This is a genomic window from Treponema sp. UBA785 (assembly GCF_002297065.1).
Classification (GTDB): Bacteria; Spirochaetota; Spirochaetia; order Treponematales; family Treponemataceae; genus Treponema_D.
Genome location: NZ_DBJD01000065.1, coordinates 1 through 11,188, shown reverse-complemented (window position 1 = coordinate 11,188; position 11,188 = coordinate 1). Strand labels below are relative to the sequence as shown.

Annotated in this window: 6 protein-coding genes; 2 read left to right on the top strand and 4 right to left on the bottom strand. The window is 40.0% G+C overall.

Going from position 1 to position 11,188, the window contains the following annotated elements; translation table 11 throughout:
• Positions 1-411: 411 nt before the first annotated feature.
• The 4 genes from B2X33_RS05435 to B2X33_RS05420 all read right to left on the bottom strand — a co-directional run bounded on the left by B2X33_RS05435 (position 412) and on the right by B2X33_RS05420 (position 7,387).
• Complete coding sequence (locus B2X33_RS05435) at positions 412-1,011, bottom strand: cytidylate kinase-like family protein (protein ID WP_296668188.1); 600 nt, start codon at positions 1,009-1,011, stop codon at positions 412-414.
• 130 nt (positions 1,012-1,141) lie between these two features.
• Positions 1,142-3,691 (bottom strand): hypothetical protein, encoded by a 2,550-nt coding sequence (locus B2X33_RS05430; RefSeq protein WP_296668187.1) that lies wholly within the window; start codon positions 3,689-3,691, stop codon positions 1,142-1,144.
• Positions 3,692-3,739: 48 nt separating this feature from the next.
• Positions 3,740-5,632 (bottom strand): ABC transporter ATP-binding protein, encoded by a 1,893-nt coding sequence (locus tag B2X33_RS05425; RefSeq protein ID WP_296668186.1) that lies wholly within the window; start codon positions 5,630-5,632, stop codon positions 3,740-3,742.
• A gap of 21 nt (positions 5,633-5,653) precedes the next feature.
• Positions 5,654-7,387, bottom strand: a complete 1,734-nt coding sequence (locus B2X33_RS05420; RefSeq protein WP_296668184.1) for an ABC transporter ATP-binding protein — start codon at positions 7,385-7,387, stop codon at positions 5,654-5,656.
• A gap of 246 nt (positions 7,388-7,633) precedes the next feature.
• On the opposite strand from B2X33_RS05420, the gene B2X33_RS05415 reads away from it, so the two are divergent.
• Both B2X33_RS05415 and B2X33_RS05410 read left to right on the top strand, forming a co-directional pair.
• On the top strand, positions 7,634-9,391 hold the full coding sequence (locus tag B2X33_RS05415; RefSeq protein ID WP_296668183.1) for a hypothetical protein: 1,758 nt from the start codon (positions 7,634-7,636) through the stop codon (positions 9,389-9,391).
• 127 nt (positions 9,392-9,518) lie between these two features.
• Entirely contained in the window at positions 9,519-11,045 is a 1,527-nt protein-coding gene (locus B2X33_RS05410) for an acyl-CoA carboxylase subunit beta (RefSeq protein ID WP_296020238.1), read from the top strand.
• The last annotated feature ends 143 nt before the right edge of the window (positions 11,046-11,188 follow it).

The following is an 11,188-nucleotide window of genomic DNA, read 5'->3' as shown; positions in this document are numbered from 1 at the left end:
TGCTGACAAAATGCTTTTTCTGTTTTCGTCACGATGACGATTGCCGCATTTTTCAATATAGATTCCGGATCAAGTTCGGAATGACGAAAAAGGCAAGTCACGATGACGATTGTCGTTCAAACACTTTTTCTGTCTTCGTCATGGTGACGACTACCGCATTTTCAATATAGATTCCGAATCAAGTTCGGAATGACGAAAAAGGCAAGTCACGGTGACGATTGCCGGCAAAGCACTTTTTCTTGATTCGTCACAGCGCTTGCCTGCGCGGCTTGCATTGCGGCAGGGATAGGAATGGCGCGGAAGCGTTGTTTTGCGGCTGCTTTTCTTCTTGCTTTGCCCGCGCTGCAAAACAATGGAGCGAAGCGGAACCATGGATAGCCCGGCGACGCGGAGCGGCGGCCGCCCGTTGTTTTATTCGGAAAAGAGCAGTTTTGCCGCGTCTGTTATAATTTTTACCGCTCCTTCCACGCCAAATTTTTCAACATCAATCATTAAATTTCTTCCGTGGCGGTCGCCCCTGTTTTTGCCAGTTATGTATTTGTAATATCTGTGGCGTTTTCTGTCGATTTTGGCAATCATTTTTTGCGCCTGTTTTTGTGTTAAGCCGTATGCCTGAGAAATATGAGTTACGCGATAAGAAAGCGGCGCATAGACAAAAATGCTCAAGGTTGAATCTAAATTTTGCAAAAAATAGTCCGAACAGCGTCCTAGCATGACGCAGTTTTCTGAGCCTGCAATTTTTCGAATCACGCCGGCCTGCGCTTCAACCGCTTTTGGAGAATAAAACATTCCTGAAACTCCATAGCCAAACTCTGTCTGAAAATTGTCCGTTATGCCGGGATGTTCCTTTTGAGCGAAAAATGTCAGTTTGTCTACTCCGCCCTCTTTTGCCGCAAGAGCCACAAGCTCCTTGTCGTAAAACTTTACACCGAGAGCTGCCGCCACCTGACGTCCAATTTCGCGGGCATTGCAGCCAAATTCGCGGCCAATTGTAATTGTAAAGTGTTTCATTTGTTTGCCTCCAGAAAAAAAAGACGCCGGACCAAAAAGCCTGGCGTCTTTGCAAAGTTTGTTTTCTATCTGACAAGGAAAATATAAAAGAATTTTGTTTTTCCGTCAACAAAATCAGAAAACCGCAAAATCAATCCGCTTCAAAAATCGTTTTTAAGCCGGCCTTGACTCTTATTTTTTTGCTATCAATGTGGATTTTGCCCTTTTTCTTTTCGATTTTTTGAATTCCGAAATATTTATTTAAAAAACTTTCGTTTTTTGCCGTGATATAGAAATTTACATCACATTCAAAATCGGTTTTGTCTTTTTTAAGAGAGTACATTGCCTTTTTTTCAAAATTTTTGAGTTCAAGAATTACGTATTGGTCAACTTCGCCGGATTTTTTTTGCGTGCAAAGGACAAATCCCGGATAAAGCGGAAATTCTCTTATGCGCAGAAGTTTTCCTTCTCTTTTTTCCTGAACAATTTGGCCTTTGTATTCATCTTTTACGCAAAGGCTGTCGAGATATTCTGAATAGTCGTTCTTGTATTCTTGTAAATTTTTGACAGTTTGATTTTTTTCCAGTTTTTCGAGAATTTTTGAATATTTTTCGGCGCGCTGAGCCGCAAGATTTATTACATGCGGATACAAAATGCTCATATATTCATAATTCAGGCCGTAACTGTCAGCGTTTGTGTTAAAAATGTCGCCTGAATGCATTGAGACTGTCTTTATTTTTGGAAAATCAATTTGGTTTAAGAAAGTAACGGACAAAACTAAATCCGCAAGGTTCCATTCCCAGCGGGATTTGTTTGTATTGTGGCGGTATCCGTTGTAAACTTTCATCTGTCCGCTCAAAAGTTTCGCATACTGTCTGTTGGATTCTGCAGCTTTTTTGAGGTTTTCGGTATCCTGCGCAGTGTAGACGGCTTTTTCAAAAGCCATTTCCGGAAGATTGAATACCTGAAGGAACGGATTTTCGTACATATAAACAGCTTTTAAGGCGTCCGGATCGCCCGAAATTCCGCTTTTGTCCATAAAAATTTTAAATTCGTTTGCAGAAAGAAGACCTTTTGAGTTTTTCCAGTTTAATTCCAAATAATTTTCAGTTGCCGAGCTTTTTACACAAAAAGTTTTTCGGTTTATTCCGTCAAACATTTTTTTCAGGAGTTCTGTAAATTCTTCATGTTCGCAGTTTATGTCTTCTTTTGAAAAATCCGGCGTAACAAAAAAGTTCTTCGGAACTCCGTCTTTTCCGGGATCAAAGCGCGGCATATAAGTCCACATTTCTACGTCATAGAATTTTATTGACTTTGATTCCTGCCAACCGTCTTTTTTTATTGTTATCTTTAAATTAAAACCGCCTTCGTTTGCAAGCGTAAAATCTTCAACCTGAACGCTTAGATTTTCGAGATTTTTTCCGTTTTCAAAAACACTGCCCTTAAAAGCGTATTCGCAGGATTCTCCCCATTCCGATTTTCCGCCCAAATAATCCTGCTCTGTAAAAAATAAATTGCACTTTGTAAAAGTCCATTCTGCGTCAAAAATCTGTTTTGAATAAAATCCTGTGTTGCCTTCAAAATCCAATCCTGCGACACGAAGCTCCCGCGCGGAATTTCCATGCCCGTTTTGATGAATCGAAATGAATTTTGTAAGGCGGGCTTTTCCCTCAAGCTTAATATCCGGCTGCTTACGCCAGTCTTCTGCTGGAAGTCCCCAGCTTTCAAAATTTGAGCGGTATTCATTTCCTTTATATTTTGACTTATAAGGCTCGTAAGTATATTTAAAAAACATTGGATCGCAGCCCATAGTGTCAAAATCAATAAGCCTTGTGTACATTGAGCCTTTGTCGCCGATTATAAAATTTGTCGAAGCCGAATTGCTTAAATTTACGGCGATAAAACGTCCGTTTTTTGGAGTTAAAAAAGTTTTTGAAAGGTCGGCAGGAAGCCCTGAATCCGTAAAGCGAATCTCGTTTCCTTTTTCGGTCAAAAAATAGATTGTCTCAAGCCCCATTGTGCCAAAATGATGCTCGTTCTTAAAAATATCTTCATGCCAAAGTACATCTTTCCGTCTTGCTCCCATTGCCCAGGCCCGGTAATTGTTTACAACAATTCCAGGTTTAAAAACCACACTCTCTGGCCACCCGTAAAGATAAACCCAAGTGAAAGGTTTTACGTAAAAAGGACTTGCAGCCTTTTTTCTGACTTCTTTTTCTGTGTAAGTTCTGTAAAGCCTGCCCTGCTCGTCAAAAACAAAGACGCAGTTTGAATCTCCCGAAATTTCTACGACTGACTGCGCGCCTTCTGGAAGTCCAGTTCCGCAATAAAGCTTCCATAAGCTCTCGTTTTTAGTTTTAAACAAGAGCTTTCCGTTGCGAATCATAAATTCGTAATTCTTTGTAAAAGTCTGTGTCCGCGTTTTTATAAAAATATGCTCAGGATAAGTTCCATTTATGCTCTGTTCGGAAGAATTGTCCTGCAAAAAAAGTGAATCTGGAGCGTTAAGAGAATTTTCGATGGATTTATAAAATTTGCCGTCGGCAGAAAGAGAGGCAAAAGTTGACTGAGGTGTCTGGCAGGAGGAAAAAAACAGCGATCCAAAAGTTCCTAAAACAACAGGAACAAAGGCATAATATAAATTTAAAAGTTTTTTTGATGAATTCTTGCAGTATTTTCTCATAGGCACTGAGTTTAACATAAAAATACACTGCATTAAAGCGTGACTTTTTTTGTTTTACAGAATTTTTTAATTCAACTCGAATGCCCCGGTATAAAGCTGATAATATCTTCCATGCTTTTGCAAAAGTTCATCGTGAGTTCCGTGTTCGATTATAGTTCCTTCTTCTAGGACAATTATGCAGTCTGCGTTGCGCACTGTCGAAAGCCTGTGCGCAATTACAAAGACAGTGCGCCCTTTCATAAGCTGATCCATGCCCCTTTCGATTAAGAATTCTGTGCGGGTATCAATTGAACTTGTCGCCTCATCAAGAATCAAGACCGGCGGATTTGCAACCGCAGCCCGGGCAATCGCAATCAGCTGACGCTGGCCCTGGCTTAAATTTGAGCCGTCGCCTTTTATAACAGTGTCAAATCCCTGCGGAAGGTGGCGGATAAATGAATCGGCATTTGCAAGCTTTACCGCGTCATAAACCTGGTTATCCGTTGCTTCAAGGTTTCCGTAGCGAATATTTTCGAGAACCGTGCCCGTAAAAAGGTGAATATCTTGCAGAACAACAGCAATGGAACGTCTTAAATCCTGCTTTTTTATGTCATTTAAAGGAATTCCGTCATAAGTAATAGAGCCAGAACCTTCTTTTATGTCGTAAAACCGCGTCAAAAGGTTAGCAATAGTCGTTTTTCCAGAACCTGTCGAACCAACCAGAGCAATTTTTTGTCCTGGTTTTGCGTGCAGACTGATTCCATTTAAAACTCTTTTGCGTCCGTTGTAAGAAAAATTGACATCCTTAAAAACAACATCGCCGCAAAGAAGTTTTAATCTGTCGAGTTCCGGACAATGCCATGCCCATGTTCCTGTCTGCGCAAAACTCTGAACAAGAACTTTTTCGTCTTTTTTGAATTTTGCCTCATAAGCATTTACCAAAGAAACAGTTCCATTGTCAGTTTCTGGCTTTTGATTGATTGCGGCAAAAATTCTTTCTGCTCCGGCAAGAGCGTTCAAGATTGAATTGAACTGCTGGCTCAACTGGCTGAGCGGACGGGAAAATTCTCGTGTTGACTGCAAAAAGCTTGCAATTGTTCCCAAATCCATGTAACCGGTAATTACGAGAACCGCGCCGAAAATAGAAATCAAGGCATATTGAAAATGAGAAAGGTTGTTCATAATCGGACCAAGAATATTTGCATAAGTTGACGCCTGAGTTCCAGATTCGCATAGGGCTTCGTTCAGTTTAGAAAAATTTCTGTTTGCCTGTTCTTCCCGCGTAAAGATTTTTACAACGTTCTGGCCTTCAATCATTTCTTCTATGTAGCCGTTTATTTTGCCAATATTTTCCTGCTGAACCCGATAAGCATTTGCGCTCTTTTTTCCGACCGTCGCGCTCAAAAGCATGATTCCTGCGACTGTCAAAACCATAACGGCAGTAAGCGGAATGCTTAAAAAAAGCATCATGCAAAAAATTCCAGCAACCTGAAAAATTCCCGTCAAAAGCTGAGGAATACTTTGGCTGAACATGTCGCGCAAAGTGTCAGTGTCGTTCGTATAAAGCGACATTAAAACTCCGTGCGTATGTGAATCATAATATCGCAGTGAAAGCTTAGATTGATGGCTAAAAAGTTCGCAACGGATTTTATAAAGAGTCGAAGTTGAAATTTTTAAAAGAAGCCTTTGTGTTAAAAAAGACGAAATTGCGCCGATCGCGTAAATTCCGGCTATTTTTATTATTAAAACGGCAAATCCTGTCAAATCCGGATTTTGCTTTCCCATAAGAGGAAGAATATAATTATTTACGGCAGGTTTTAAAAGATATGCGCCCGCAACTTCTGCTCCTGCCGACAAAATTATGCAGAAAAAAAGAAGAGGCAGCAAAACTTTAAAAGTTTTCATGTAAGCAAGGAGCCGCAAAACTGTTTTTACTGTGTGATTGGGCTTTTGAGCGCCACGATTTTTTACAGATGACATCTATGCTTTTCTCCCCGATTTTTAATTTTTACTAATTTGAGAATCATAAATTTCTTTATAAACTTTGTTCTCCTGCAAAAGCTGGCTATGAGTTCCAATCCCAGTTATTTTGCCTTCATCAAGCACGACAATAAAATCCGATTCTTGAACTGAAGCGATTCTCTGCGCAATTACTATTTTTGTGGTTTGAGGCAGGCAATTTCTCAAAGAGGCACGAATTCTTGAATCTGTTGCGGTGTCAACGGCGCTCGTTGAATCGTCCAAAATCAAAATTTTCGGATTTTTTAAAAGCGCGCGCGCAATGCAAAGACGCTGTTTTTGTCCTCCGCTCAAGTTTACTCCGCCCTGTCCAAGCTCAGTTTTAAGGCCAGCTGGAAGCTCAGAAATAAAATTGAACGCATCTGCAACTTGACAGGCATGTTCAATCTGTTTTTGCGTTGCGTCTTCGTTTCCCCAGCGCAAATTCTGTTCGATTGTTCCGCTAAAAAGCACATTTTTTTGCAAAACCATTCCGACAGCACCGCGAAGAGCCTTGTAACTGTAATTTTTTACATCGGCTCCGCCAACTTTTACGCAGCCACAAGTGCAGTCATAAAGCCTAGGGATAAGAGAAACAAGGGTTGATTTTGAAGAACCAGTTCCGCCGATTATGCCGACAGCCGAACCTGAAGGAATTTTTAAATTTATGTCCGACAAAACGCAGTTGCCGTTTTTGCCTTCATAAGAAAAGGAGACATTAAAAAACTCGACTGAACCGTCTTTGACAGAATTGATTTTTGAGCCGTCATTTGAATCATCTTCTTCGGTATTAAACGAAAGAACTTCCATAACACGAGAAACAGAAGCTTTAGAGAGGATAAATTGAACAAAAATCGAACTAAGCATCATCAAGCTCATTAAAATCTGCGTAACATAAGTAAGAAAACTTACAAGTTCTCCAGTTTTCATAGAACCGATAATAACCATTTTTCCGCCAAACCAAAGAGTTGCGATTATGCACATGTAAATTACAAATTTCATTATCGGCATTGAGCAGATTACAAGTTTTTCGGCACGAACTTGACAATCGCGCAACTGAGCGGCAATTTTTTCAAATTTTTCACATTCAAAATCTTCGCGGACAAATGCTTTTATGACACGAATTCCAATCATACATTCCTGGACAAAACTATTGAGCGCGTCGTATTTTTTAAACATTGCTTGAAAACGCGGGTATGCCTTTGCAGAAATAAAAATCAAAAAAAAGGCAAGCAGAGGGATTGCAATAAAAAACAAAAACGCCAGCCTCAGGTTTATAAAACAGGCAATTATCGTTCCTGTAAGCATCATAAGCGGAGCGCGAACCAAACTGCGGATTAAATTCTGGTACATATTCTGAAGATTTGTAACGTCCGTCGTTAAACGAGTAACAAGAGAACCTGTTCCAAAATGCTCAAGCCCCGCAAAAGAAAAATTTTGAACTCTTTTAAACAAATTTGCCCGCAAGTTTTTTGAAAAACCATAAGAAGCAAGAGAAGAAAGGCGGCCGCCGCAAACTCCGCACGAAAGAGAAAAAAGTGTGCATAGAACCATAAAAATTCCTGTGCGGACTACATAATTTATATTTTTTGTTGCGATTCCATTGTCAATTATATGTGCCATTATAAGCGGAATTACAGTCTCCATAACAACTTCGCCAATCATGACAAGAGGAGTAAAAAGCGTAAAAAGCACATATTTTTTTTCAAGACCAGAAACAATCTTTTTTAAATTCATACGTTCATATATTATAAGTCTTATCAAAATTTTATAAATGTAAAAATTTGTTTTATTTAAGGTGATAACAAAAACAAAATGCGGAAGAGATTGCAAGGGTGAGCGCAAGCGAAAACAAACGCCTGCGTTTGGTCGGAGGCGAATGCCGTAGCCCTGAAAAGCTCGTTTTTTTTGAGTTTACTCAAAAAAATCCGCCCGTACAATTTTTAACTTTACTTTTATCTTCAATATAAATAAATTTGTTGTATGGATTGCATTTTTTTTGAAGAAGATAAAATTTTTTTACGTTCATTTTTGGCTGAACAGAGTTTTGCGCGCACTGACTTGGAAAAACTTCTGGCAGAAGACGGTTTTGCGGCAGAAATTTGCGCTGACGGACGGATTTTGTTAAAAAAATGGAATTTTGATTCCATTAAGATTCTTGAAGACAAGTCGGCCGCGTTTGCAGGAAAAATGCCGGGCGAAGGCAAATTGGTTTTTGAGCCGCTTTTTAAGATTTTTGAAGATAAAAACGAAGCAAACAAAAAAGAAAATTGCAACGAAAAAATTGTTGCGGTTTTTAAGGCGATGGACGAAATTCTCAAAGATGCAGGCTTTTGCGAAAATCAAAATGAATACGAATCGAAAAAATTGACGGTTTTTCCGGGCGCACAGGGGATTTTGGTTTCGGAAAAACAGAAAAATGGAAGTTTTTGGGCAGTTGTTCTTCCAGGAAATCTTTTTGAGCGTTGCGCAGAAAATTCAAAAGATTATGGAAAATTTCAGGGAATTTTTGTTCACCGCGGACTCGAAGGTCTGGAAGCGGCGCTTTTTACAAGAGCCGCGCTAGCTTATCGGGCAATCACAAAAAAATATGCTTTTTGCCAGGAAAATTTGGAAAAAAGACAGGCGGATATTACGGATTCGAATTTTATTCCTGTTGAATACGAAATTCCTGCCGTAAACGAAAAACTTGCATTGTCTGTAGACGCAGGGCTTTGCATAAAACGAAAAAAACGGACTATTCCTGGAGAGCGCCGTTTTGTAAACGAAAAAACCGAAAAAAATCGCATTGAAATTCTAAAAAAAGCCATGGAATTTAATTCAAAACTTTTGGAAGATTTTTTTAAGGCTGGATTTTCTAAAAATCAGGGCGACCAGAAATTTTTAGAAAGACGAATCAAATTCATAAAAAAACAGGCGAAAAAAATAAAGTCCGGACGTTTTTATCGAAGAAATTCAAAAAAAATTTGGGGAAGCGTTTTGGCGGCAATTGCCGGATTTTCGGTTGCATCCAGTTTTAATAAAGAAAATCAAAAACTTGCAACGAGCATGGGACTTACTTCCGGGCAGACCGTGCAGACTCTTTTGACAGGAATTCACAAGGCTGACGTTACGATTATTCAGGAAATTGCAAAAGGAAAAGAAGCAAAAAGCCTTATTCAGCAGGTTTCGGGATTTTATGTTACAAACAAACAGAGGCTTGCAATGGACGAAAAAGACGGAACCTTAACTCCTGCCGGCTGGCTGTTCTTTAGAGGGACGACTGATTTTTGGCAATACGGAATTACAAATTTGACGATTGACGGAATTCAAACTTCTTCAAATTTTGATTATCCAAAAAGAAAAGACAAAAAAACTCCGCTCAAAGAAGAAAACGGCAAAACCTTAAAAAAAGGCGACGAAACAAGCCACGAAGTAAGCTACAATCTGATTTACAACGAAGGCGAGCCGATAATTACGGTTTTGACAACGACAGAAAATGTTAATCTTGTGTGGAACGGAAAGCGATGGATTGTAAGAAAAATCAGCGGAACTGGAAAAACTTTCCGGAATTCCTACAGCGTAAAAAACTACAAAAAAGACTATCTGGACTGTCTTGAAAAAACTGGAGAAGACGTAAAAAAAGCGTCAGAACTTCTGCGCCAGAAGTACAATTTTGTGCCGTCAGAAATGGATTTAAGAGACGAAGTTCCATATATGATAAAAAAATACAATAATTCAGCCGCAAAAGAATTTAAGTAAAATTGCAAACATTCTGTTCTTTCCTTCTTTTTCTTAAAATGACATTTTCTTTCTTTTTGTCATATTGACATTTATTGAGAAAATGTCGTATTCTCCTAGTTAGATATTAACAAAGCGAGGCATTAAGATGGCTTTTGACTACAATCTTGAAAAACAGCACGCAAAAGGAAAACTTCACGCAATTGAAAGAATCAACCTTCTTTGCGACAAAGACAGTTTTATGGAAATTTATGCAGATGCTCAGCATCAGTGCACAAGTTTTGGAATGGACAAAAAAACAATTCCTTATGACGGCGTAATCACAGGCTTTGGAAAAGTAAACGGAAAAAAGGTTGCAGTTTATGCACAGGATTTTACAGTACAGGGCGGTTCTTTAGGAAAAGTCCACGGTCAGAAAATTGCAGAACTCATTGCAAAGGCAATTGAATGCCGCTGTCCTGTAATCGGACTTAACGATTCTGGCGGTGCCCGTATTCAGGAAGGAGTTGACGCTCTTTGCGGTTACGGTGAAATTTTCCGTCAGAATGTACGCGCAAGCGGTGTAATTCCGCAGATTTCTGTGATTGCAGGACCTTGTGCCGGCGGCGCAGTTTATTCTCCTGGACTTACGGACTTTATTTTTACAGTCGATAAAATTTCTGAAATGTACATTACAGGACCAAAAGTTGTAAAACAGGTAATGTTTATGGACATTACATCGGAAGACTTGGGTGGAGCTGCAATTCACTCTCAAAAATCAGGCGTTGCACACTACCGTTGCCCGACAGAAGCAGAATGTATCGAAAAAGTACGCAAGCTTCTCGATTATATTCCTCACTATTACGGCGACAAAACTCCTTTTGAGCCAAAAGAAAAAAAGGCTCTTTTTGGTAAAAAAGCTGACTTTAAATATACAGAAAAAAAATCTGCTGAACTCGACTCTGTTCTTCCAGAAACAAGCACAAAAGGATACGATATCCGCGAAGTAATCAACCGCGTTGTAGACGATGACAGCTTCTTTGAATCAACAGAAGAATTTGCAGGAAACGCAGTTGTAGGTTTTGCAAAAATCGAAGGCAAGACGGTTGGCGTAGTTGCAAACAATCCTGGAAACTTTGGCGGTGTATTGAACTGTGACGCTTCCGACAAAATTGCACGCCATGTCCGCTATTGCGACGCTTACGACATTCCGCTTTTGACCTTTGTTGACGTTCCAGGCTTTATTCCAGGTCCGCAAGAAGAACAGAAGGGAATTATCCGCCACGGAGCAAAAATTCTCTACGCTTATGCAGAAGCCTCAGTTCCAAAAGTTACAGTAATCACCCGCAAGGCTTACGGCGGAGCATACATTGCAATGTGCTCAAAACACCTCGGCGCAGACTTTGTTTATGCCTGGCCAAAAGCAGAAATTGCCGTAATGGGAGCAGAAGGAGCAATTGGAATTCTTTATGCAAAAGAATTAAAAGACCCGAACAATGCCCAGCTCGTGCAGGAAAAAGGACAGGAATACCGTGCAACGTTTATGACGCCTACAATTGCCGCTCAGCGCGACTACATAAGCGCCGTAATTGAACCACAGGAAACCCGCGCCCGAATTTTAAGCAGTTTTGAAATTCTCGAAAATAAGAGCGTTTCGGACAAACCTCTCAAAAAACACGGAAACATTCCTCTTTAATATTTTACAAAACGGCATCTTTATTTAAGGCGCCGTTTTTTTTATTTTTGGAGCACATCTTCGCCCTAACCGGCTTTCCGCCCTTCGCTAGCGCTCATTGCCTGCGGCAACTCCGGGGCTCCAATCCGGGCTATAAGGCCCGG

Bases quoted from the DNA above. Each gene is read 5' to 3' on its own strand.
- B2X33_RS05435 (WP_296668188.1), bottom strand. From the start codon at position 1,011: ATGAAACACTTTACAATTACAATTGGCCGCGAATTTGGCTGCAATGCC.
- B2X33_RS05430 (WP_296668187.1), bottom strand. From the start codon at position 3,691: ATGTTAAACTCAGTGCCTATGAGAAAATACTGCAAGAATTCATCAAAA.
- B2X33_RS05425 (WP_296668186.1), bottom strand. From the start codon at position 5,632: ATGTCATCTGTAAAAAATCGTGGCGCTCAAAAGCCCAATCACACAGTA.
- B2X33_RS05420 (WP_296668184.1), bottom strand. From the start codon at position 7,387: ATGAATTTAAAAAAGATTGTTTCTGGTCTTGAAAAAAAATATGTGCTT.
- B2X33_RS05415 (WP_296668183.1), top strand. From the start codon at position 7,634: ATGGATTGCATTTTTTTTGAAGAAGATAAAATTTTTTTACGTTCATTT.
- B2X33_RS05410 (WP_296020238.1), top strand. From the start codon at position 9,519: ATGGCTTTTGACTACAATCTTGAAAAACAGCACGCAAAAGGAAAACTT.